22 protein-coding genes and 1 riboswitch are annotated in these 23,736 nt (G+C 61.2%); all 22 genes read left to right on the top strand.

Annotated elements, in window-relative coordinates; all coding sequences use genetic code 11:
- Nucleotides 1-10 precede the first annotated feature (10 nt).
- Nucleotides 11-210: riboswitch (cobalamin riboswitch) on the top strand.
- Nucleotides 211-311: 101 nt separating this feature from the next.
- The 22 genes from DBW_RS15130 (at nt 312) to DBW_RS15025 (ending at nt 23,617) form a co-directional block, all read left to right on the top strand.
- Entirely contained in the window at nt 312-836 is a 525-nt protein-coding gene (locus DBW_RS15130; RefSeq protein WP_066728547.1) for a cob(I)yrinic acid a,c-diamide adenosyltransferase, read from the top strand.
- A 4-nt stretch (nt 837-840) separates the two neighbouring features.
- Nucleotides 841-1,362 (top strand): bifunctional adenosylcobinamide kinase/adenosylcobinamide-phosphate guanylyltransferase, encoded by a 522-nt coding sequence (gene cobU / locus DBW_RS15125; protein ID WP_066728545.1) that lies wholly within the window; start codon nt 841-843, stop codon nt 1,360-1,362.
- A 39-nt stretch (nt 1,363-1,401) separates the two neighbouring features.
- On the top strand, nt 1,402-2,454 hold the full coding sequence (cobT, locus tag DBW_RS15120) for a nicotinate-nucleotide--dimethylbenzimidazole phosphoribosyltransferase (protein WP_066728543.1): 1,053 nt from the start codon (nt 1,402-1,404) through the stop codon (nt 2,452-2,454).
- Nucleotides 2,451-3,203, top strand: a complete 753-nt coding sequence (gene cobS, locus DBW_RS15115) for an adenosylcobinamide-GDP ribazoletransferase (protein ID WP_066728541.1) — start codon at nt 2,451-2,453, stop codon at nt 3,201-3,203. The genes cobT and cobS overlap by 4 nt, the downstream gene beginning before the upstream one ends.
- A gap of 25 nt (nt 3,204-3,228) precedes the next feature.
- Nucleotides 3,229-3,828: an alpha-ribazole phosphatase gene (cobC, locus tag DBW_RS15110; protein ID WP_066728539.1), complete on the top strand. Its 600-nt coding sequence runs from the start codon at nt 3,229-3,231 to the stop codon at nt 3,826-3,828.
- 4 nt (nt 3,829-3,832) lie between these two features.
- A complete protein-coding gene (locus tag DBW_RS15105; RefSeq protein ID WP_066729873.1) occupies nt 3,833-5,215 on the top strand; it encodes a cobyrinate a,c-diamide synthase in 1,383 nt (460 codons plus the stop codon).
- Between the two features lie 24 nt (nt 5,216-5,239).
- Nucleotides 5,240-6,547 (top strand): phosphomethylpyrimidine synthase ThiC, encoded by a 1,308-nt coding sequence (gene thiC / locus DBW_RS15100; protein ID WP_066728537.1) that lies wholly within the window; start codon nt 5,240-5,242, stop codon nt 6,545-6,547.
- Between the two features lie 279 nt (nt 6,548-6,826).
- Nucleotides 6,827-7,222, top strand: coding sequence for a sirohydrochlorin chelatase (locus DBW_RS15095; protein ID WP_066728535.1), 396 nt, complete (start codon nt 6,827-6,829; stop codon nt 7,220-7,222).
- A gap of 7 nt (nt 7,223-7,229) precedes the next feature.
- Nucleotides 7,230-7,868 carry a precorrin-8X methylmutase gene (locus tag DBW_RS15090; RefSeq protein ID WP_066728533.1) on the top strand — a complete coding sequence of 213 codons (639 nt, stop codon included), beginning with the start codon at nt 7,230-7,232 and terminating at the stop codon, nt 7,866-7,868.
- Nucleotide 7,869: 1 nt separating this feature from the next.
- Nucleotides 7,870-8,601 carry an energy-coupling factor ABC transporter permease gene (locus DBW_RS15085; protein ID WP_066728531.1) on the top strand — a complete coding sequence of 244 codons (732 nt, stop codon included), beginning with the start codon at nt 7,870-7,872 and terminating at the stop codon, nt 8,599-8,601.
- Nucleotides 8,598-8,885 carry a hypothetical protein gene (locus DBW_RS18990; protein ID WP_066728529.1) on the top strand — a complete coding sequence of 96 codons (288 nt, stop codon included), beginning with the start codon at nt 8,598-8,600 and terminating at the stop codon, nt 8,883-8,885. The genes DBW_RS15085 and DBW_RS18990 overlap by 4 nt, the downstream gene beginning before the upstream one ends.
- On the top strand, nt 8,886-9,656 hold the full coding sequence (gene cbiQ / locus DBW_RS15075; RefSeq protein WP_066728527.1) for a cobalt ECF transporter T component CbiQ: 771 nt from the start codon (nt 8,886-8,888) through the stop codon (nt 9,654-9,656).
- A gap of 71 nt (nt 9,657-9,727) precedes the next feature.
- On the top strand, nt 9,728-10,576 hold the full coding sequence (locus DBW_RS15070; protein ID WP_066728525.1) for an energy-coupling factor ABC transporter ATP-binding protein: 849 nt from the start codon (nt 9,728-9,730) through the stop codon (nt 10,574-10,576).
- 1 nt (nt 10,577) lies between these two features.
- Nucleotides 10,578-11,690, top strand: a complete 1,113-nt coding sequence (gene cbiD / locus DBW_RS15065; RefSeq protein ID WP_066728523.1) for a cobalt-precorrin-5B (C(1))-methyltransferase CbiD — start codon at nt 10,578-10,580, stop codon at nt 11,688-11,690.
- On the top strand, nt 11,687-12,898 hold the full coding sequence (locus DBW_RS15060) for a bifunctional cobalt-precorrin-7 (C(5))-methyltransferase/cobalt-precorrin-6B (C(15))-methyltransferase (RefSeq protein WP_066728521.1): 1,212 nt from the start codon (nt 11,687-11,689) through the stop codon (nt 12,896-12,898). The genes cbiD and DBW_RS15060 overlap by 4 nt, the downstream gene beginning before the upstream one ends.
- A 71-nt stretch (nt 12,899-12,969) precedes the next feature.
- Complete coding sequence (cobI, locus tag DBW_RS15055) at nt 12,970-13,686, top strand: precorrin-2 C(20)-methyltransferase (protein WP_066728519.1); 717 nt, start codon at nt 12,970-12,972, stop codon at nt 13,684-13,686.
- A 3-nt stretch (nt 13,687-13,689) separates the two neighbouring features.
- Nucleotides 13,690-15,537 carry a site-specific DNA-methyltransferase gene (locus DBW_RS15050; protein ID WP_066728517.1) on the top strand — a complete coding sequence of 616 codons (1,848 nt, stop codon included), beginning with the start codon at nt 13,690-13,692 and terminating at the stop codon, nt 15,535-15,537.
- Nucleotides 15,538-15,551: 14 nt separating this feature from the next.
- Nucleotides 15,552-17,084 carry an ATP-dependent nuclease gene (locus DBW_RS15045; protein ID WP_082820387.1) on the top strand — a complete coding sequence of 511 codons (1,533 nt, stop codon included), beginning with the start codon at nt 15,552-15,554 and terminating at the stop codon, nt 17,082-17,084.
- Nucleotides 17,085-17,094: 10 nt separating this feature from the next.
- Nucleotides 17,095-19,713, top strand: a complete 2,619-nt coding sequence (locus DBW_RS15040; RefSeq protein WP_066728513.1) for a restriction endonuclease — start codon at nt 17,095-17,097, stop codon at nt 19,711-19,713.
- 26 nt (nt 19,714-19,739) lie between these two features.
- Complete coding sequence (locus DBW_RS15035; RefSeq protein ID WP_066728511.1) at nt 19,740-21,410, top strand: DNA glycosylase AlkZ-like family protein; 1,671 nt, start codon at nt 19,740-19,742, stop codon at nt 21,408-21,410.
- A gap of 173 nt (nt 21,411-21,583) precedes the next feature.
- Nucleotides 21,584-22,369, top strand: a complete 786-nt coding sequence (gene cobM, locus DBW_RS15030; RefSeq protein WP_066728509.1) for a precorrin-4 C(11)-methyltransferase — start codon at nt 21,584-21,586, stop codon at nt 22,367-22,369.
- Between the two features lie 192 nt (nt 22,370-22,561).
- Nucleotides 22,562-23,617, top strand: coding sequence for a cobalt-precorrin 5A hydrolase (locus DBW_RS15025; RefSeq protein ID WP_066728507.1), 1,056 nt, complete (start codon nt 22,562-22,564; stop codon nt 23,615-23,617).
- Nucleotides 23,618-23,736 lie beyond the last annotated feature (119 nt).

Raw genomic sequence — 23,736 nt, 5'->3', positions numbered from 1 at the left:
CTACAAAAGAGCGACAATCAACCATTCGGGTGCCTGCCCGCGTCGCGAGATGCCGGCGGGAGAATAGGGAAGAGGGTGAGACTCCCTCGCTGCCCCGCAACTGTAAGTGGTGATGACCGCCGATCGAGCCACTGTCCCTTCCCGGGACGGGAAGGCACGGCCAGTAAATCGACCCACGAGCCAGGAGACCTGCCCGGATGTCGCAGTAACGAACCCTTCGCGGGAACGGTTCGGGTCTTCATGGTGCATTGTGCCAGCCGGCCCCGATTTCTCGCGAAATCGGGGCTTTTCTGTAGGCCGGGGGAGTGAATATGCCACAGCCGGGACTGGTCCAGGTCTATACCGGAGCCGGAAAGGGGAAGACGACCGCCGCCACCGGGCTGGCGCTGCGTGCCCTCGGCCAGGGGCTGCGGGTGCTGCTGGTCCGGTTTCTGAAGTCGGCGGATTCGATCAGTGGTGAGGTCGCCATTCTGGAAACCCTGCCCGGTATCGAAATCATCACCGCCGGGATCGGCATTATCGGCCAGCGGCCGCCGCCAGCGCTGGTCACCGAGTCGGTGCGTCAGGCCTTCGCACGGGGCCGGGCGCGGGTTCTGTCCGGGGAAATCGATCTGGCGATCTTCGATGAAGGGAACAATGCCCTGCACCGGGGCGATCTCGCTCTTCAGGAGGTGCTGCAGCTGATCGCGGAGCGTCCGGCCCATGTCGAACTCCTCTTCACCGGCCGCCATGCCCCGGACGAACTGGCCGCCCGGGCCGACCTGGTGACGCGGATGGAGGCGGTGCGTCACCCCTACTCCGAGGGGATTCCGGCCCGCGCCGGAATCGAATACTGAACCCATGGCCGAGTTGATCTTCATTACCGGGGGGACCCGTTCCGGCAAGAGCGCTTACGCCCAGCGCCGCGCCGAAGGGCACCCCGGGTCGCTCCTTTTTGTAGCGACCGGGAGGGGCGGCGATGACGAGATGCGGGAGCGTATCGCCCGCCACCAGGCGGCCCGCGGCCCGCGCTGGGACACCCTGGAGGAACCTCTGGAGTTGACCTTGCGTCTGCCGGCCGCGGCCGTGGGGCGAGGGGCCGTCCTGATCGACTGCCTGACCCTGTGGCTCTCCAACGCGTTCTTTCACCATGGCGAAGCCGCCGGGCCGGTCCTTGCCGCGGTGGAGCAGCTGGTGGCTCAGTTGCGGCAGCTAGCCGCCCCGGTCTACCTGGTCAATAACGAACTCGGGGCCGGCATCGTGCCGGATAACCCGATGGCCCGCCAGTTCCGCGATCTCGCCGGTGAGGCCGGCCAATTGCTGGCCGCAGCCGCCAGCGAGGCCTGGCTGGTCGTCGCCGGGTTGCCGCTGCGGCTGAAATAGACGACCCGATCTTTTGAAATTGCCAGGGAGTGAATTTCGATGACTTTGCAGGAGACCCTCGACCGGATTGAGCCGGTCTCGACCGCCAGGCTGGCGGCCGTGCAGGCCCGCCTCGATCAGCAGACCAAGCCCTGCGGCTCCCTCGGCCGCCTCGAAGAGTTCGCCCGGCGCTTTGTCGCCATCAGCGGCCGGGAGACGGTGCGCGCCAAGACCATCTTTACCTTTGCCGGCGATCACGGCGTCTGCGCCGAGGGGGTCAGCGCCTTCCCCCGCGCGGTGACGCCGCAGATGGTTCTCAACTTCCTCGCCGGCGGCGCTGCGGTGAACGCCCTGGCGCGTCAGGTCGGTGCCGGGGTGACGGTGGTCGACATGGGGGTCGATTACGACTTTCCTCCCCACGCGGGGTTACTCGACCGGAAGATCGCCCGCGGCACCGCCAACCTCGCCCTTGGCCCCGCCATGAGCCGCGCGCAGGCGGTGCAGGCCCTCGAGACCGGCATCGCCGTTGCCGAGGAGTGCGTCGCCCGGGGGATCGACCTGGTCGGTACCGGTGACATGGGGATCGGCAATACCACCCCCTCGGCGGCCATTGCCGCCGTCTTCACCGGACTGCCGGTGGAAGCGGTGACCCACCGCGGCACCGGCATCGACGATGCCGGCCTGGTGCGCAAACTCTCGGCCATATCCCGGGCGTTGCAGGTCAACCGTCCCGACCCCAAGGACCCGGTCGATGTCCTCGCAAAGGTCGGCGGCTTCGAAATCGGCGGTATCGCCGGGCTGGTCCTCGGCTGCGCAGCGCTCAAGCTGCCGGTCGTTGTCGACGGCTTTATCTCCACCGCCGGCGCCCTGATCGCAGTGCAGCTCCACCCCGAGGTCAGGGACTATATCTTCGCTGCCCACCAGTCGGTGGAGGTTGGCCATACCGCCATGCTCGAACGGATTGGCCAGAAGCCGATTCTCGATCTGCAGATGCGCCTGGGCGAAGGGACCGGGGGGGCGCTGGCGATGGGGCTGATCGAGGCGGCGTTGCGCGGCCTGCGCGAAATTGCCACCTTTGACGATGCCGGGGTCAGCCGCGGGAGCGATGCATGAAAGAGCAGTGGGACGATTTCCGGGCCGCCATCGCCTTCCTGACGGTCTTCCCGGTGGCTCGCAACCTGGCGCTGGAGCCGCCGCGGCTCGCCCGCAGCATGGCCTTCTTCCCGGCGGTCGGCCTCACCCTCGGCCTGCTGCTGGTGGTGGCCGACTGGTTCCTCGGGCTGCTGCTGCCGCGGGCGGTGCTCGACGCGCTCCTGCTGCTGCTGCTGATCGGCGCCACCGGCGCCCTGCACCTCGACGGCATCGCCGACCTGATTGACGGTCTCGCCGGCGGGCGCGACCGGGAGGGAATCCTCCGTATCATGAAGGACAGCCGGGTTGGCGCCATCGGCGCCGTCGGCCTGGTCATGACCCTGCTCCTCAAGTACCTGAGCCTGACCAACATTCCGCTCCCCGCCAAGGCGGCGGCGCTGGTGCTGATGCCGGCGGCCGGGCGCTGGATCCAGGTGGTGCTGGCGGTCAACTGCCGCTACCTGCGGGCCGAGGGCGGCACCGGCAGGATCTTTGTCGAGCAGGTCGGCGAGCGGGAAATGCTGATCGCCACGGCGACGCTGCTGGCCGCCGTCCTTGTCCTGTTCCATCTCCAGGGGATCCTCCTCTTCTTCCTGCTGGCGGTGGTGGCAGCCCTGCTGATCCGCTACTTCAACCGCCGTCTCGGTGGTGTGACCGGCGATGTCCTCGGCGGCGCCACCGAGGTCGTTGAGATCGTGGTCCTGCTGCTGGTGCTGGCAGTGAGCCACTGATGGTCGCCCCGGAAAGGAAGCTGTCATGACCCGGACCCGCATCTACCTCGTGCGCCATGGCCAGGTGGTCGGCCACGAGGAAAAACGCTACAACGGCCAGGGCGATGTCCCCCTCACCCCCCGGGGGGAGGCCCAGTTCGGCATGCTGCAGCTGCGCCTCGCCGGCAAGCCGATCAAGGCGGTCTATTGCAGCGACCTGCAGCGCACCCTGCTGGGGGCCCGGGTGTTGGCGCAACCCTTTGCCCTGCAGCCGGCGGCGCTCGCCGACCTGCGGGAACTGCACATCGGCGCCTGGGAGGGGATGACCTGGCAGGAGCTGAAAAGCCGCTATCCGCAGCAGTGGCAGGCGCGGTTGGACGACGTTGTTCACTACCGGGTTCCGGGAGGGGAAAACCTGATCGATCTCGCCGGCCGGGTGCTGCCGGCGATACGGGGAATCGTCGCCCGTCATCAGGGCGAGGAGGTGGTCGTGGTGGCCCACGGCGGCGTCAACCGGGTAATTCTGCTCGATGCTATCGGCGCCCCCCTCCAATCGCTCTTCAGTGTCGAGCAGGATTACGGCTGCCTCAATATCATCGACTATTTCGCCGACGGGAATTCGGTCGTGCGCCTGCTCAATGGCTGATGTCATGCGTCCGCTGCTGATCGCCGCCCCGGCCAGCGGTTGCGGCAAGACCACCGTCACCCTCGGCCTGCTCGCCGCAATGCGCCGGCGCGGCCTGGTGGTGGCGCCATTCAAGGTCGGCCCCGACTTTATCGACCCCGGCCACCACGCCGCCGCCTGCGGGGGCAGCAGTCGCAATCTCGACGGCTGGATGTGCGGCGAGGCCTGGGTCCGGGAAAGCTTTGCGCGGAGCAGCGCCGGTGCCGATCTGGCGGTCATCGAGGGGGTCATGGGCCTCTTCGACGGCGCGGCGGGTGGCAGTGACACCGGGTCCAGCGCCGAGATCGCCCGCTGGCTCGGCGCCCGGGTGCTGCTGGTGATCGATGCCCGCGCCCAGGCGCGCAGCGCTGCGGCGCTGGTGCAGGGCTTCGTCAACTTCGAGCCACGGCTCGAGTTTGCCGGCGTCCTCTGCAACCGGGTCGGCAGTGACAACCACCGCGCCCTGCTCACCGAAGCCCTCGCCGCGGTCCCCGGCCTCCCCCCCCTTCTGGGTTGCCTGCCGCGGGCGGCGGAGCTGGCCCTGCCGGAGCGCCACCTCGGGCTCGTCACCGCTGGCGATTGCGGCCGCGACGAAGAGTTTTTCGCCCGTCTGGCCGACGCGATCGAGCGTCATGTCGATCTCGACCGGCTGCTGGGCGGAAGGGGTCGGCTGGACGGAAGGGGTCAGGTCTTGACATGGGACACTCGTGTCCCATGTCAAGACCTGACCCCAAGGATTCGGCCCCCAAAGGTTCGCATCGGCGTCGCCCGCGACGCGGCTTTCTGTTTCTACTACCCGGAAAACCTCGAACTGCTGGCGGCGGCGGGGGCGGAACTGGTCGAATTCTCGCCGCTCTCCGACGGGCGGTTGCCCGAGGGCCTCGACGGTCTCTACCTCGGCGGCGGCTATCCCGAGCTGCATGCCGACCAGCTGGCGGGCAATCGCTCTCTGCTCGATGGGTTAAAGCAGGCGGCCGCCGCCGGCCTGCCGATCTACGCCGAATGCGGCGGGCTGATGCTCCTTGCCGAATCGATCGACGGGCGAGCGATGACCGGCATTTTCCCCGGCGCGGCGCGCCTCCTGCCGCGCCGCAAGGCCCTTGGCTATCGCGCGGTCACCCTGCGCAAAGATACGCTGCTTGGCCCGGCCGGCACCGTGGTGCGCGGGCACGAGTTCCACTACTCGGAGTTCGAGCCCGGCGCCGTTGTCGATCGCGTCTACCGGGTCAGCCGTCGCGACGGGGCCGCCCTGGCCGACGAAGGTTTTCGCCGCGGCAATCTGCTCGCATCCTATATTCACCTGCATTTCGGCAGCAACCCGCAGGTGGCGGAGCACTTCGTCACTTGTTGCCGCAATCACCGTCCCTGACCGGACCGAGAAGGGAAATAAGTAATGCTGACTCAGATTGAACAGGCCCGGAAAGGGATCATCACTCCCCAGATGGAGGCCGTCGCCCGCTCCGAGGAGATGGCTTCCGAATATGTCAGGCAGATGGTCGGTGAAGGAAAGATCGTCATCCCCTGGAACCACAACCGCCAACCGCAGGCGGTCGGCATCGGCCTGGGCCTGCGGACCAAAGTCAATGCCTCCATCGGCACCTCTTCGGATATCATCGATTACGCCGCCGAGGTACGCAAGGCACAGGCGGCGCAGGCGGCCGGCGCCGATACCCTGATGGAGCTTTCCGTCGGCGGCGACCTCGACCGGGTGCGCCGCGAGGTGATCGCCGCCGTCGACCTGCCGGTCGGCAACGTCCCTCTCTACCAGGCCTTTTGCGAGGCGGCGCGGCGTTACGGCGACCCCAACAAGCTCGATGCCGAACTCCTCTTCGACCTGATCGAGCAGCAGTGCGCCGACGGCATGGCCTTCATGGCGGTCCATTGCGGCATCAACCTCTACACCATCGAACGCCTGCGCAAGCAGGGGTACCGCTACGGCGGGCTGGTTTCCAAGGGGGGGGTGTCGATGGTCGCCTGGATGCTCGCCAACGGCCGTGAGAACCCTCTCTACGAGCAGTTCGACCGGGTGGTCGGCATCCTCAAGAAGTACGATACCGTCCTCTCCCTTGGCAACGGCCTGCGCGCCGGAGCGATCCACGACTCCTCGGACCGGGCGCAGATCCAGGAGCTGCTGATCAACTGCGAACTCGCCGAACTGGGGCGGGAGATGGGGTGCCAGATGCTGGTCGAGGGACCAGGCCACGTACCGCTCGACGAGGTCAAAGGGAACATCCAGTTGCAAAAAAGGATGAGCGGCGGCGCTCCCTACTACATGCTCGGTCCTATCGCCACCGATGTCGCTCCCGGCTACGACCACATCACCGCGGCGATCGGCGCCGCCCAGTCGAGCCGCTTCGGCGCCGACCTGATCTGCTACATTACCCCCGCCGAGCATCTTGCCCTCCCCAACGAAGCGGACGTGGTGGCCGGGGTCAAGGCGGCGAAGATCGCCGCCTACATCGGTGACATGAACAAGTACCCGGAAAAAGGGCGCCAGCGCGACAAGGCGATGAGCAAGGCGCGCCGCGACCTCGACTGGCCGCGGCAGTTCGACCTCGCCCTCTTTCCCGACGACGCCCGGGCGATCCGCGCCAGCCGTACCCCGGAAGACGAAGCGACCTGCACCATGTGCGGCGACTTCTGCGCCAGCCGCGGCGCCGGGGCGCTGTTCAAGGGGGATCTGCGGGGGGATAAGATCTGAGGCAATTCACACCGGGGTAAACGAAAATGAGAGCGTAGAAAGTTTCCAGAAGGGAGCAATTATGTTTCAGATCAAGGAAGGTTTACTGGGACGCGGAGGCGTAGCGGCAGCTACGCCGCACAAGGCCCAGGAAACCTGACGCGGAGCTGGGACAAAAGGGCCGCTTCCATAGATAAGAGTGTTTCGACCGCCGATGGCAAACGAGGTCGGAGGACCTCGTTTGCCCGAGCCTCCGGTCGCTGTTGCCAGAGGCTCATTTTGTTGCCGGGAGATTGTATAATGAAGACTGCTATTCTGCTGATGGGCCATGGTTCGCGGGTCGCCGATGCCAACGACGCGCTCCATGCCATCGCCGCCATGGTCCGCGAAAACTCGGGATTCGAGATCGTCGAGGTCTCCTTCCGCGAGATGCACGCTCCGAACATCCAGGCCGGCATCGACCGCTGCGTGGCCCAGGGCGCCGGGCGCATCCTCCTCTACCCTTATTTCCTCTTCGCCGGGGCCCACGTGCTTGAGGATCTGCCGGCGGAGATGGCCGCTGCAGCGGCCCGCTACCCGGGCCTGGAGATGACCCTCGGCAAGCCCCTCGGCGTCCATCCCAAGCTCGCGGAAATCGTCTGCGAGCGGGTCGCCGAATCACTGGAGGAAGCCGGCTGGCTGCCGGTTGGCTCCTGAGGAACTCATGAACAGGCTCTCCCCCGGGGTGATCGTCGACCCCGCCGCCATCGAGGCACACAGTTTCGACATCATCGACGACGAAGTCGGCCCCCATGGCTACGACCGCCAGCAATGGCCGGTGGTGCGGCGCATCATCCACACCACCGCCGACTTCGAGTTCGCTACCAGCACCTTCTTTGCCCCAGGCGCCGTCGCCGCCGGTCTGGAAGCGTTGCGCTCCGGCGCCGGCATCTGCTGTGACACCAACATGGTTCTGGCCGGTGTCAACAAACCGCGGCTCGCCCGTTTCGGCTCTTCCATCGCCTGCCATGTCGCCGACCCGGAGGTTGCCGCGCAGGCGCGCGCGGCCGGAATTACCCGCTCCATCCTGGCACTGCGCAAGGGGGTTGCGGCCGGCTGCGCCATCTACCTGATCGGTAACGCGCCGACCGCCCTCTTCGAACTGCTGCGGCTCGCCGCCGCCGGGGCGGTGGCACCGGCGCTGGTGGTCGGGGTCCCGGTCGGTTTCGTCGGCGCCGCCGAATCGAAGGAGGCGCTGCTCGCTTCCAACCTGCCGTTTATCACCTGTCGCGGCCGCAAGGGGGGGTCGGCGATCGCCGCCGCCATTCTCAATGCGCTGACCCTGCTCGCCGAGGAGAGCTGAAATGCTTCGCTTCCTGTGTTTCGCCATCCTGCTGCTGGCGCTCCCGGCGCGCGCCTTTGCCATGCATATCTCCGAGGGGATCCTCCCCCCCGCCTGGTGCGTCTTCTGGTTCGCTACCGCGGCGCCTTTCGTCGCCTGGGGAGTGCGCCAGGTCAGCAGGCGCAAGGCGCTCGATCCCTCCTACATCCCGTTGCTCGGCATCTTCGGCGCCGCGGTCTTTGTCTTCTCCTGCTTCCCGATCCCGGTGCCGGTCGCCGGCAGCACCGCGCATCCCGCCGGGACCGGCATGAGCGCCATCTTTCTCGGTCCCTTCGCCAGCGTCGTTGTTGCCTTCATCTCGCTGCTGCTGCAGGCGCTCTTTCTCGCCCACGGCGGCCTGACCACCCTCGGCGGCAACACCATGTCGATGGGGGTGGTCGGCTCCTTCGCCGGCTACGGTGCCTTCCGCCTCGGGCGGCTGCTGCGGCTCAATCTCTTCTGGTGCGGCTTCTTCGCCGGGGTCGCTGCCGACCTGCTGACCTACCTCTCGACCTCCTTCGAGATGGCGATCGCCCTGCACGGGGATCACCCCTTCCTCGCGGTTCTCGGCCAGATCTACCTCGCCTTCATGCCGACCCAGATCCCGCTTTCGATCCTCGAAGGGGTGGTGACCGGCGGCATTATCGTCTACGTCCAGAAACACCGGCCTGATATTCTGCGCAAGCTCAAGGTCTTCGGGGAGGTGCCGAAATGAAACGGTTGCTGACCGGGCTGGTCCTGGCAATGACGCTTCTGCTGACGGCTCCCCTCGGGGCCGAAGAGACGAAGCCGAAATGGCCGGGGGTCGACGAGGCGGTGGTCGAAAAATACGCCAAGGAACTCGGCCGCGAGGCGCGCGACCCTTATATCAACACCGACCAGGGGGACCTGCTCCTCTTCCTCTTTGCCCTGGCCGGCGCGGTGGGCGGCTTCATCATCGGCTTCTACTGGCACAAGGTGTTTGTCGCCGGCAGGAAAGAGCGGGACGCGGACGACTGAATGGGCGGCCATCATCACTTCATCGATGCCCAGGGGGAGGACCGGCGTTTATTGGTCGCCCTCGACGGCCGCGTCAAGCTGATCCTGCTGGTGGCGGCCCTCGGCGTCAACCTGACCGCCGGCGGCCTGCGCACCCCGGCCGCCCTGGCCATCACGGCTTTTCTGCTGGTCCTCCTTGCCGGGGTGCGTCCGGCGCTCTTTTTGCGGCGCATGATGGTGCCGGCGACCCTCGCCCTGGTGGCGATGATCACCCAGTTTTTCTGGGTCGAGAGCGGCGAGATATTGGTGCGACTCCCCTTCTTCGCCTGGTCGCTGACGATCACCAGCGGCGCCCTGCTGCGCGGGCTGGAACTGGCGGCGCGGATTCTCGGCGGCATGGGGGTGCTCCTCTTCTTCTCCCTGACCACGCCGCTGCCGGAGCTGATGCGGGCCGCCCGCTTCTTCCGCTGTCCGCCGGTGCTGGTCGAGCTGGCGTTGATCATGTATCGTTACATCTTCCTCCTTCTCGAAGAGGGGGAGCGGATTCGCGGCGCCCAGCGGGCCCGCCTCGGTTTCGTCGATTTCCGCACCGGGTTGCGCTCCTCGGGTACCCTTGGCGGCATGCTGGTGCTGCGTACCTATGACCGCGCCGAGCGCTCCTTTGCCGCCATGCGCTGCCGCGGCTACAGCGGCGCGCTGACCGGCTATCCCCCCGGGCCGCTGCAATCCCGTGACTGGCTGTTATTGACGGCCGGCCTGGTGCTGTTGGCGGGGCTCTACGCGGTGCGGTGAAAAAAATTTTGAATTTTGAATTTTGAATTAAATTCAACATTTAGAATTCAAAATTCAAAATTGAGGATCCCATGCTGAAGATCGAAAATCTCCACTACACCTACGAAGACGGCACCCCGGCCCTGAACGGCATCGACCTGGAGATCGCCAAGGGGGAGTTCCTCGCCATGCTCGGCAGCAACGGCAGCGGCAAGACGACCCTGATCAAGCACCTCAACGGGCTGCTGCGACCGACCCTCGGGCGGGTCCTCCTCGACGGCAAGCCGATCGAGAGCGTCGAGGACCGCGAGGTCTTCAGCCGCATCGGCATCGTCTTCCAGGATCCCAACGACCAGCTCTTCGCCGCCACGGTGGAGGAGGATGTCGCCTTCGGCCCGACCAACATGGGACTGCCGCCGGAGCAGATCAAGGAGCGGGTTCACAGCGCCCTGCACCAGGTCCACATGCAGGACTTCGCACGCAAGTCGATCCATGCCCTCTCCCACGGCCAGAAGAAACGGGTCTGCGTCGCCGGCATCCTGGCGATGCAGCCGCAGGTGATCATCCTCGACGAGCCGACCGCCGGTCTCGACCCGATGGGGGTTCACTCGCTGATGCACCTGCTCGAGGACCTCAACAAGAAGCAGGGGATCACCATGATCATGGCGACCCATGTCGTCGACCTGGTCCCCCTCTTCATGAGCCGGATCGCGATCCTCAGCAAGGGGCAACTCCTCCGTTACGGCTCGCCGGAAGAGGTCTTCGGCGATCCGAAGGCGCTGGAACGGGCCAAGCTCAACCTGCCGCTGGTGGCGGAGCTGATGAACATCCTCAAGACCCGGGATCACGTCAAGCTGCACCATATCCCCCTCACCGTCGGCGAGGCCCGTCGCGAGATCCTGCGCCTGCTCTCGGTGCAGGACATGATCGAGCGGGTCTGAGATGGCTCGACCCCTGCGCAGCGGCTTCACCACCGGCGCCTGCGCCGCCGCCGCGGCCAAGGGCGCGGCGCTGCTGCTGCGCGACCGTGAAGCGGTGCCGCGCGTCGTGATCGACCTGCCAGCCGGATTCGCCGCGCCCTTCGCTCTCCACGGCCAGCAGTTGCTCGACGGCGAGGCCTGCTGCTTCGTCGTCAAGGATGCCGGCGACGACCCGGACGTCACCCACGGGGTTGAGGTACATGCCGAGGTGCGCCTGCTCCCGGCGGCCGCCGGCGAGGACGGAGTGGTGCTGCGCGGCGGGCCCGGCATCGGCCGGGTCACCAAGCCGGGCCTGGCGGTGGCGGTCGGCGAATGGGCGATCAATCCGGTGCCGCGGCAGATGATCCTGGCGGCGGTGCGCAGCGTCTTCCCCCCTCCGCAGGGGGTGGAGGTGACCCTCACTATTCCCGACGGCGTCGAGCGGGCCAGGCGCACGCTCAATGCCCGGCTCGGCATTCTCGGTGGCCTCTCGATCCTCGGTACCAGCGGCGTGGTGCGGCCGATCTCGCACCAGGCCTGGACCGACACCCTCGATGTCGCCCTTGACGTCGCCCGCGCCGCCGGCTGCGAGAGTGTGGTCTTGAGCACCGGGCGCAGCAGCGAAGCGGCGGCGCAGGCCCTGCTGCAGGATCACGACGGTTTCCCCGAGGAAGCCTTCGTGATGATGGGGGATCACGTCGGTTTCGCCTTGCAGGCCTGCCACCGCAAGGGGGTGCCCGGAGTAATCCTCGCGGTGCAGTTCGCCAAGCTGCTGAAGATTGCCTGCGGCCATCCCCAGACTCACGTCAGCGCCTCGCGCCTCGACCTCGCGCAACTGGCCCGCTGGGCCCGGCAGAGCGGCCTTGACGATGCCGTTGCCGCCGGGCTAGAGTGTGCCAACACCGCCCGGGAAATCTATCTCGGGCTGGGTCGGGACCACCCCCTGATCGCCACGGTTGCCACCCATGCGCTTGAACAACTGCGCCGGTGGGGAGCCGGGGTGACGGTCGGGGTGCTGTTGGCCGACTATGCCGGCGGTCGACCCCGTTCTTTTGGCCAGCTGCCAATTGCTGTCACGGAGGAGAAGAGACCATGAAGCGGATTTACGTCATCGGAGCCGGAGTCGAGGGGCAGGAGGGGTTCAGCCGCCGCGCCATGGAGCTGGTCGAGCAGGCCGAACTCCTCTGCGGCGGGGAACGCCAGCTCGCCCTTTTCCCCGAATTCTCCGGCGAGAAGGTGGCGATCGGCAGCGATCTGACCGGTCTTTCCGAACGGCTGAAGGGGTCCTCCCGGCGCACCGTGGTCCTCGCCTCCGGCGATCCGCTCTTCTTCGGTATCGGCCGCCACCTGCTGCGCAACCTGAGTGCCGACGAGCTGGAATTCGTCCCCAATGTCAGCTCGGTGCAGTATGCCTTTGCCAAGATCAAGGAGCCCTGGGATGACGCCGTCTTCATCTCCGCCCACGGCCGGGGGCTGCAAGGGGCGGTCGACCGCATCGTTGCCAACGACAAGGCGGCGGTCCTCACCGACCAGCTCAACACCCCGGCAGCCATCGCCGCCGAGCTGATCGAGCGCGGCCGCGACGGCTACGCCGCCTGGCTCTGCGAGAACCTCGGCACCGCCGAAGAGCAGATTACCGCCACCGACGTCAAGGGTCTGCTGCAGATCAAGGCCGCCCCCCTCAATGTCCTGATCCTGATCAAGGAATACGAGGCTGGCGGCGAAGAGTACGTGCCGACCCTCGGCATCCCCGACGAAGAGTTTGCCACCGTCAAGAAGCTGATCACCAAGGAAGAGGTGCGGGTAGTGACCCTGGCCAAGCTCAAGCTTCGCCACGACATGACCCTCTGGGATGTCGGCGCCGGCTCCGGTTCGGTCAGCATCGAAGCCGACCACCTCCTCCCCAACGGCCGCATCTTTGCCGTCGAGCGCAATCCCCAGTGCCGGGAGTTCATCAAGGCCAACCTGCGCAAGTTCAGCGCCCGCCACGTCACCCTGGTCGAGGGGGACGCGCCGGCCTGCCTGGAAGCCCTGCCCGATCCCGACCGGGTCTTCGTCGGCGGCTCGGGCGGGAATCTCTACGCCATCCTCGATGCCGTCGACGGCCGCCTCCCCGCCGGGGGCCGGGTTGTCATCAACGCTGTGACCCTCGACACCCTCACCGCCGCCAACGAATATTTCGACAACGCCGGCTACCAGGTCGAGGTGACGACCATCAACATCGCCCGCACTCGCCCCTTGACCGACTACAAGATGTTCGAGGCCTACAACCCGGTCTACATCATCACCGCCGTAAAGGACTAACGGCCGTTTTGAGTGCCAGGTTTTGAGTTCCAGGTTGCAACTCAAAACCCAAAACTGATTTGGATTTAAATATGTCTGGACGTTTGATCGCCGTCGGCATCGGACCCGGTGACCCGGAGCTGATCACCCTCAAAGGCGCCCGCCTGATCCGCGAAGCGGATGTCGTCGTCTGCCCTGTCGGCGACCGCTCGGACAGCTCTATCGCCCGCGCCATCGTCGATGGGCTGGTCGATCCGCAGCGCCAGCAGCTTGTCACCCAGGTCTTCCCGATGCAGCGGAACCAGGCCGGCCTCGAGGTCTACTGGCACCAGGCCGCGGTCGAGGTGGCCGGCTTCGTCGCCGCTGGAAAGAGGGTGGTTTTCGTCACCCTCGGCGACCCCTTTCTCTACAGCACTTTCCTCTACCTCTGGCAGGAGCTGCGCGCCGATTTTCCCGACCTGCCGGTGGAGGTCGTCTCCGGCGTCTCCTCGATCCATGCCGCCGCCGCCCTGGCCGGGCTGCCGCTGGGGCGCTCGGACGAACGCCTGGCGGTCTTGCCGGCAACCTACGAAGAGGGGCGCCTCGCCGAAACTCTCGAACACTTCGACACCGTGGTGCTGATGAAGGTGCATCGGGTCTTCGATCGCATCCGCGAACTCCTCACCGATCTCGGCCTCAAGGAGCGCGCCGTCTACATCAAGCGCGTCGGCCTCCCCGGCGAGGCGGTGATCCGCGATCTGGATGCAGTACGAGCGGAGGATCTCGACTACCTGTCGCTGGTGATTGTGCGGAAAACGGAAGGGGAATGATTTATGCCCGAAAAAATTGATATTCGAATGTCCCTAGCATCCCCAAATTTGAAAGCAAAGTTGCTTGCGGAATTGGCTGATGCAGTTCCGCAGGTTTTCAGTGAGGGGAAAATCGACTTTGAAAAGCTCAAGGCTGCCTTGGGTGAGCAGATCGAGCAAGGCGTCGAACGCTATGGCCTTTCCTGGGCGGGTAAATCAGAAGCCTTTCGTAACGTCCAGATTTCGAGTGTCGGCACCCTGCGGCCGATGGTGGAGGAGAGTGTAAATTGGGATGACACGGAAAATCTGATCATCGAGGGGGATAATCTCGAAGTTCTCAAGCTACTGCAGAAGCCCTATCACGGCAAGGTCAAGATGATCTATATCGACCCGCCGTACAATACCGGCAACGAGTTCATCTATCCCGACAACTACCGGGAAGGGTTGCAGGATTATTTGCGCTATTCGGGGCAGGTGGATGAGGCCGGGGTCAAGCAGAGCACCAACACCGAGACTAGTGGCCGTTTTCACTCCAACTGGTTGAACATGATGTATCCACGGCTCTTTCTGGCGCGGAATCTGTTGCGTGAGGATGGGGTGATTTTTGTCAGTATCGATGATCATGAGGTGAACAATCTTCGGCTACTGATGGATGAGGTATTCGGGGAGGAGAATTTTGTCGTTCAATTAACCTGGAAGAGCAGAAAATATCCGGATTCACGTGCAAAAACCGGAGTATCTACAGACCATGAGTACGTGTTGGTTTACTGTAGAGCAGAAGCGAAACTTCTTGGTGTTGAAAGGGATGAATCCAAGTTTTCTAACAATGATAACGACCCACGAGGGTTATGGATGAGCAGGAGTTTGCTTGGTCTAGCGAACAAAAAGCAAAGACCAAATTTACATTTCCCTATGGAAGATCCTGAAACAGGAAATATTTTTGAACCACCAGCGGATACAGGTTGGCGCTATTCAAAAGATAGAATGCAACAACTAATAGATAGTAAGAGTATTTTGTTTCCTAATAAACCAGGCGGTAGGCCAAGAGAGAAGAAATTCAGGGAGGACATGCAGGCAGATTTGATCGCGTTTCCTTCAATCATTGATGACACGTATACCGCTGATGGTACGGCCGACATAAGATCTCTTTTTGATTTTCAAATTTTCGATTTTTCTAAGCCTGCGAATTTAATAAAGAAGCTAATTAAACAAGGGGCTAGTGAAGACTCGTTGATTCTCGATTTTTTTGCGGGCTCAGGTACGACCGCACAAGCGGCTCTGGAACTAAACAAAGAAGACGGTGGAAACCGTAAATTTATTCTTGTACAACTCCCCGAAAAGACTGAGAACAAGGAGTACCCCACCATTGCTCACATCACCCGCGAGCGCGTGCGGAGGGTGATCTCGAATCTGAATAAGGAAAACGAAGAACAGCTTGACTTTCAGGGGCAACAAGATCGTGGCTTTCGATCTTTCAAGCTAGATTCGTCCAACTTTAAAATCTGGGACGCTACCCAAATGCCTAGCACTCCAGAAGCCTTATCCGACCAACTTAAACTTTACGCGGATAACGTCGAGCGCTTGCGGGACCAGCAGGACATTCTGTATGAGCTGATCCTCAAAAGCGGTCTGCCGCTCTCCAGCCAGATTGAAGGTATCGAAATTGGCGCCTCAACCGTCTGGTCGGTCAATGGCGGTCAGTTGCTCGTTTGTCTGGAGCGGCCTGTCACCCAGGACGTATTGCGCGAAATGATCGCGTTGAAACCGGAAAAACTGCTTTGTCTTGATGTGGCTTTCGATGGGGAGGACAAGCTCAAGACCAACATCGTGCTGGAAGCGCAATCTTATGGAGTTGTCTTTAGGACGGTTTAACGGAGGGGGCAAGGGTGGTTGCAAGAACACATTACCCGGTGAGTCAGCAGCGGCTAAAGGCTCTACGCATAACAAGGCTCAAGAATCTTGAAAATGTGACCATCACTTTTGATGAAGAGCGCCCACTGACGGCCATAATGGGGCCAAATGGGTCCGGTAAATCCACGGTATTGCATGCATTGGCTGCCACTTTCAAGCCATCCTCATTCGGCGAAGAGGGGGACTGTCGTTTTACGGACTTTTTCCCCAATACTCCACATGGTGTTTGGTCGGGGACCGAGTTTACAGTGTCACATAGTTTTCGCTTGGGTCCCGCAACTCATACGATTGCCACTCAGGGTACTAAAATGACAGGGCAATGGTTGCCCATCCAAAAATATAAGCCGGCACGTGAGACTTTTTTTATCGGAGTGCATTCCGCTGTCCCGAAAGTCGAAATACAGGGGACCCGACGCAAGGTTAATTACACGACCCATGATCTGATCGATGAGAAGTCTATCGAGCTTAAGGAGAAGGTTGGGATTATTTTCAACCGCCAATACACCAAATATCACTCAAATGATATGCCGTCGCGGAGGAAATTGATCGGTGTTGAATTCAGAGGGGTTAACTTTTCTGCTTTGGCAATGGGGGCCGGCGAACAAAGAGTCTTTGAAATTTTAAAGACGGTCATTAAAGCAAGAAATTATGCCTTGATACTGATCGACGAAATTGACCTTTTATTGCATGGTGATGCTTTAAAGAAGTTTTTAAAAATTCTCCATGAATATGCGGTAGACAAAAAACTACAAATTGTTTTCACGACCCACCGCGAAAGCATCCTTGAGTTTGAAAAATTTATTTCTGTCAGGCATCTGTACCAGACAAATATGCCACCTCATAAGACTTTTTGTTTCATTGAGACGAAGCCTGATGCCATTTCACGATTGACCGGTGAGCCTCATCGGACCCTCTCGGTTGCCTGTGAAGATGACGTATCAACTGCAATAATTGAAAAGGTGGCAACAGAATCAGGAGTCAGAAAATACACAGAAATTTCAAAATTCGGCGCAGCCGATAATGGCTTTACTTTAATTGCCGCATTAATGCTGAATGGTAGGGACCTTTCCAATTCAATTTTTGTGATTGATGGCGACAGGTACATAACTGATGAAGAAAAAGTAGGGCGAATTAATAGAGTATTAACCGGGGATCATCCCACAGATCAGGCCCGGCGAGCCCAAGCACCGACATATGTCCGGCAATTTGCCCCACCTACGGTAGAACCCCCTGAAAAGCGGTTGCATGCTCTAATCCGCACCGTGGCAATTACCGGTGAGGCCGAAATTGACGACGTTATCACTGCATCTCAAGCGATTAACGTCGTTGCAAACGATCATGAATATGTTGACAAGATTATCGAGGCCCTTGGTAGCTCCAGACCGGTTGGGTTGACAAGGATCGTCAACGTCGCAGCAAAGGCCGATGGCTGGAACGCTTATGTTGCGGCAGTGAGGGCATGGTTCGATGAAAAACGTCCAAATGTCATTGAATTAATGGCCAACTAATTAGAATCCTATGAAAATTAAATTCGATAGCAACCAGCCCTACCAACTCGACGCCATCAATGCAGTGGTCGATCTCTTCGACGGTCACCCCTTGGCAAACGGGGATTTCGAATTCAATTTGGCGAGCGAAGGCGAACTGTTTACCGACAAGGGGATCGGCAACGCCTTTGTGCTGGCTGGAGAACAGTTGCTGGAGAATCTGCGGATCGTTCAAAAGAGGAATGGGATTCCTGAAAGCAGTGAATTGGATGGCCTGCATTTCTCGGTCGAGATGGAGACCGGCACCGGCAAGACCTATGTTTATCTTCGTTCGATTTTTGAACTGCATCAGCGCTACGGGTTTAAAAAATTCATTATCGTCGTGCCGAGTGTGGCCATTCGCGAGGGGGTGCTGGCCAGCCTGCGGCTGATGAAGGAGCATTTCTCCTCTCTTTTCGACAACGTCCCGTTTGATAGCTGGGTTTATGATTCCCGGCAGGTCTCGAAGCTGCGCCAGTTTGCCCAGTCAAATTCGTTGCAGGTGCTGGTCATCAATATCGATGCCTTCAACAAGCAGGCGAACAACGTCATTCACAAGGAAAACGACCGGCTCAGCGGCTATCGACCGGTCGAATTCATCCAGGCGGCCCGGCCCATCGTCATCATGGATGAGCCTCAAAACATGGAGAGCAATCAGGCCAAGGCCGCGATTGCTACCCTCAACCCTCTCTGCACCCTGCGTTATTCGGCAACCCACCGGAACCTCTACAATCTGCTTTACCGGCTCGATCCGGTGCGGGCTTATGACTTGAAGCTGGTGAAACGGATCGAGGTCGATTCGGTGCTCGATGATGCCGATTTCAACCAGCCGTATATCCATGTCAAGTCCATCAGTGCAACCAGTTCGAAAATAACCGCCAAGCTGGAGATGGATGTTAACGACAAGGGCGCCCCGAAACGGAAGCAGGTGACATTCAGCAGCAGCGGGGTCGATCTGCATGACAAATCCAACGGGCGGGAGAGCTATCGCGAGTACATCATTGATGAGATTAACGCTGGGGAAGGGTATGTGAGTTTTACCAACGGCCTGCAGCTTTACGTTGGCCAAACCCACGGCGGACGCATGGATGATGTCATGCGGGTGCAGATTCGCGAGACGATCCGGGAGCATTTTGACAAAGAACTACGGATTCATAAAACCATGCCCGAGGGTGGCCGACTAAAGGTCCTTTCCCTCTTTTTCATCGACCGGGTAGCGAACTATTGGCCTGACGATGGGAAAATCCGTTACTGGTTTGTTGAGGCGTACAAAGAAATAGCTGCTCTGCCCAAATATGCAGAGTTAAACCCGCTGCCAGTGGAGCGGGTGCATAACGGATATTTTTCGGTTTACAAGAATATTCCGAAGGATACCCGGGGCAACACGGCTGCAGATGACGAGGCGTATGAACTGATCATGCGCGATAAGGAACGACTGCTGTCGTTGGATGAGCCGTTGCGTTTCATCTTCAGTCACTCGGCGCTGCGCGAGGGGTGGGACAATCCGAACGTGTTTCAGATCTGCACCCTCAACGAGACGAAATCGGAGATCAAAAAGCGCCAGGAGATCGGGCGGGGGATGCGGCTGCCGGTGCTGGAGACGGGCGAGCGCTGCTTTGATCCGAACATCAATCGCCTGACGGTGATTGCCAACGAAAGTTACGACGAATTCGCCCGCCAGCTGCAAACCGAGATCGAAGAGGAGTGCGGCGTCAACTTCGAGGGGCGGATTGCCAATAAGAAGAAACGACGGACGGCCACCCTTAAACCTGGCTGGCGGTTGAATGAGGACTTCAAAGCACTTTGGCAGCGGATCAAACACCGGACGCGCTACGCCGTTGATTATCAGACTTCGGAATTGATCGAAAACGCTGCGAAACGCTTGCAGAGGCTGGAACCGATTGTCGCGCCGAGAATCAAGGTGCAAAAAGCGGGAATGGACTTCGATTGCAAGAAGGGCGTGGACCCCAGGTTGCTGGTCGTGCGGGAGCATGATACCGACTTCGGCGCGGTGAAAGTACCCGACCTGATCGGCTATTTGCAGGGGAAGACAGAGTTGACCCGCTCGACTTTGGTTCAGATTCTGATTCAATCCGGCCGGCTGGGTGAAGTGCATACCAATCCTCAGCAATTTCTCGACCAGGCGCTGGCCGCGATTCAGACCGAACTGCACGAGCTGATGATTGACGGGATCAAGTATGAGCGGATCAATGGTCAGGAATACGAGATGTTGCTCTTTGAAGAGCAGGAAATCGCCGGCTACCTGACCGATATGATCGAGGTCGATAACTCGATTTACGATGCAGTGCTCTGCGAGTCGGAAATTGAACGGCAGTTCGCCGAAGCGATGAGCTCGCGCGAGGATATCAAGCTGTTCATCAAGCTTCCGGCCTGGTTCAAGGTGACGACCCCGGTGGGAACCTATAATCCGGACTGGGCCATCGTCAAAGAGAATGACGAAAAAGTTTATCTCGTGCGCGAAACCAAAGGCACGAAGGATGAGTTGAAACTACGGAGCGCTGAGTGGGCGAAGATCCGCTGTGGCAAGGCCCATTTTGACGAGTTGGGCGTCGATTTCGCTCATGTAGTTGGCGCCAAGGAAGTTCATTGAGTACGTTGTGAGTTGGACATACGGATATGGGAATGGATAGCCGCCGTCTGAAGGACCTCATTGCCGGTGGAGAGACTCTGCAGGTCGAATTCAAAAGCGATCTGAAATGCCTTTCCGATCGTGATCTTATTGCTGCAGTTGTGGCGTTGGCCAATACCGAGGGTGGGGAATTGCTGCTGGGGGTGGAGGACGACGGGACCGTTTCAGGATTGCATCGGAACCATCAGGTTACAACAGGATTGGCGGCACTGATCGCCAACCGAACAAGCCCGTCGCTTTCCGTCTGTGTGCAAATCTGTTCTGTCGGGCGCCAGAGCATCGCCCATATCCAAGTTCCGAAGTCCAGACAGTTGGTTGCAACATCGGAGGGCCTTCTCCAACGGCGGCGGCTTAAACCAGACGGATTGCCGGAGGCAGTTCCCTTCTATCCACATGAATTTACTCAACGCCAATCGGATTTGGGACTTACCGATCCGTCGGCGTTACCGTTATTTGATCTTACAGCCGAGGATTTGAACCCTTTGGAGCGTCAGCGCATTCGCGAGGCTATTCGGCGCTACGGTGGAGACTCGACGCTCATCCCCTTGGCAGACGAAGAGCTAGACGGGGCCTTGGGTTTGGCTGCGACTGTTGAGGGTATCCGACGTCCAACCCTGGCGGGGCTTTTGTTCCTTGGCCGTGAGGAGCAACTGCGGCGGCATATTCCTTCGTCCGAAGTCGCCTTTCAGGTGTTGGAAGGTACTGACGTAAGGGTCAATGAGTTTTTCCGCAAACCATTGCTTCAGTCTTTCGAGGAGATTGAGAGGCTGTTTGCGGCTAGGGTAACAGAGAAGGAAGTGCAGGTCGGCTTGTTTCGAGTTCCGATCCCTAATTTCGAGCGACGGGCCTTCCGAGAGGCATTTGTAAATGCACTTGTTCATCGTGATTATGCTCGACTGGGTGCAGTTCATGTTCGTATCGATGACGATGGCATGGCCATTTCAAATCCCGGTGGTTTTGTTGAAGGGGTCACATTACAGAACCTGTTGGTTACTGAGCCGCGCCCACGTAATCCGCTGCTGGCTGACATCGCCAAACGAATTGGGCTTGCCGAGCGTACCGGGCGCGGTATTGATCGTATTTTTGAGGGTTTACTTCGCTATGGCCGCCCAGCGCCGGATTATTCCCGCTCGGACTCGACTTCCGTTATTTTGCGGATGAGTAATGCGGAATCAGACCATGATTTCCTTGAATTGGTACTGCGACATGAAGAGCGTACCGGGCGTGCGATGCCTTTGGATAGCTTGATCATCCTTTCCCGTTTGCGCCAGGAGCGGAGGTTAACGACGAATGATCTCGCTCCCTCTATCCAGAAAACCGAGCAGGAAGCTCGTTCTGCGCTTGAAAAGCTGGCGGAAGCCGGGCTCGTCGAAGCACACGGCGGTGGTCGCGCCCGTGCTTACACCCTAAGCGCAAAGATCTACAGAAAATCCGGACAAAAGGCGGCTTATATCCGCCAGGCGGGATTTGATCCAATCCAGCACGAACAGATGGTCCTCAGTTATATCTCTAAACACGGGTCCATTAAGCGGGCAGATGTCGCTGAGCTTTGCCGGCTCAGTTTGCCGCAGGCTTATCATCTTCTCAAACGGTTGAAGGAGGAGGGGAAAATTGTGCAACATGGGGTGAAGCGTCATGCCTACTATGCGCGCCCTTAATCCAAACCACGGATTTTCAGTTTCTATGCACACGTGTATAGAAATGTGCATTGGCCTGGAATCAAAATCAGCCAAGGAACCCAACTCACATCAATGATTTGCTCGTAGAGCCAAAGATTGACGTTTGAATGCGCCTGGCGCTTTTGCGGTGGGATTCGAAAGCTATTTAATTTATGCAAATAACCGCTCCCCCCGTCCTCTTTGTCGGCGCCGGCCCCGGCGACCCCGAGCTGATCACCGTCAAGGGGCTCAAGGCCCTGCAGGCGGCGGATGTCGTCATCTACGCCGGCTCCCTCGTCAACCCGGACCTGCTCGCCGAACTCAAGCCCGGGGCAGTCGCCCACGACAGCGCGCCGCTGACCCTGGAGGATGTGGTCGAGTTGATGCGTGTGGCCGTGGCGGAAGGCAAGCAGGTGGTCCGCCTGCACACCGGCGACCCCTGTCTCTATGGGGCGATCCAGGAGCAGATGGAGCAGCTCGACCGCCTCGCTATCGATTATCGGGTGATTCCGGGGGTGACCGCGGCCTTTGCCGCCGCCGCCAGCCTCGGGCAGGAGCTGACCCTGCCCGAGGTCTCCCAGACCCTGGTCCTGACCCGCATCGCCGGGCGCACCCCGGTCCCCGAGCGCGAGGCGCTGCGCCGCCTCGCCGCCAACGGCGGTACCTTGTGCCTTTACCTCTCTGTCGGGATGATCGACCAGGTCGTCGCCGAGCTGCTGGCCGGCGGCGCCTTTCACGCCGCCACTCCGGTGGCGGTGGTCTACCGCGCCAGCTGGCCGGACGAAAAGGTGGTCGAAGGGACCCTCGCCGATATCGCCGCCAGGGTAGCGACGGCCGGCATCGGCCGCCAGGCGCTGATCCTGGTCGGCGAGGTCCTCGCCGCGCGGCGCCGGGGGGTGCCGGAGCGTTCGAAGCTTTATGATCCGGGGTTTGCGCATGGCTTTCGGGAAAAATCCTGAGGGCGGCTCGCACTCGTTCGCTGCGCTCACTGGAGATCACAGTGAACACGGAGAAGACTAATAAGGCTAGAGGCAAGAAAAAAGGTTGGGGCTGATTTCCCTCGGTGTTCTCCGTGCGCTCAAGCGACGGCAAGGAGCGGGTGAGAGATGCTTTTTTGGGGTGTTTCCTCGAGCAATTCCGACTGAGAGTCTATGAATATCGCCATCGTCGCCATCACCGCCAGAGGGGCCGAGCTGGCCCGCCGCATCGGCCGCGAGGCCGGCGCAGAGCAGGTCTGGCTGCCGGAGCGGCTGCGCGGTGACGACGGCTGCAATTATTTCTCCGAACCGGTGACGGCGCTGCTGCCACGCCTCTTTGCAGTCGTCGACGGTCTGGTTTGCATCATGGCCACCGGCATCGTGGTGCGCACTCTGGCGACGCACCTGCGCGGCAAGGAGGTCGACCCGGCGGTGGTGGTGCTGGACGAGGCCGGGCAGTTCGCCATCAGCCTCCTCTCCGGTCACCTCGGCGGCGCCAATGACCTCGCCCGGGAGCTGGCGGAGCTGACCGGCGGCACAGCCGTGATCACGACCGCCACCGATGTCAACGGTCTGCCGGCCTGGGACGATGTGGCGCGTCGCCTCGGCTATGGTATCGAGCCCCTGGGGCATGTAAAGACGCTTAACAGTCTGCTTCTCGAGGGGCGGCCGATCCACCTCGTCGATCGCCTCGGTCTGGTTGCCGGCGCCTTTGAGGCGGTCCCGGCAGTCAGGCTTTGCGCTACCTTTACCGAGGCGTTGCAGCCCGGTGCCGCGGGGGCCGTTTTGGTCAGCAACCGCCATCTGCCGCAACTTGCCAGCGAGCCGAACCTGCTGGCGCTGCGGCCAAGGAACCTGGTGGTCGGGATCGGCTGCAACCGCGGCACCGACGCCGACGAAATCGAGGCGGCGGTGCGCCAGGCGTTGCAGCGGGCGTATCTCGCCTTCGCCAGCATCGGGCAGCTGGCGAGCATCGACGCCAAGGCCGATGAACCGGGATTGCTGGAGTTCGCTCGGCGGCATCGCCTGCCGCTGCAATTCCACCCGGCCGCCGCCCTGAACGGGATCGTGGTGCCGAGCCCCCCCTCCGCCCACGCCCTGGCCGCGGTCGGCGCCAGCGGCGTCTGCGAACCGGCAGCGCTCCTGTCCGCCCAAGGGGGCAGTCTGCTGGTGCGCAAGCAGAAACTCGGCAATGTCACCGTGGCGGTGGCGGAGATCGGCGAAGGCTGAAGATCGTCTCTCACCCGCTCCTTGCCGTCGCTTGAGCTCACGGAGAACACAGAGGATATGCTGAACCATTCAAGGCCGATGTCTCCCAAGGTCGTTAAAGATTAAACCCATGGATTTTC

Origin of the sequence: Desulfuromonas sp. DDH964 (assembly GCF_001611275.1) — a bacterium.
Taxonomy (GTDB): domain Bacteria; phylum Desulfobacterota; class Desulfuromonadia; order Desulfuromonadales; family DDH964; genus DDH964.
The sequence above is the reverse complement of the archived record's forward strand: the minus strand, read 5'-3'. Positions and strand labels throughout refer to the sequence as shown.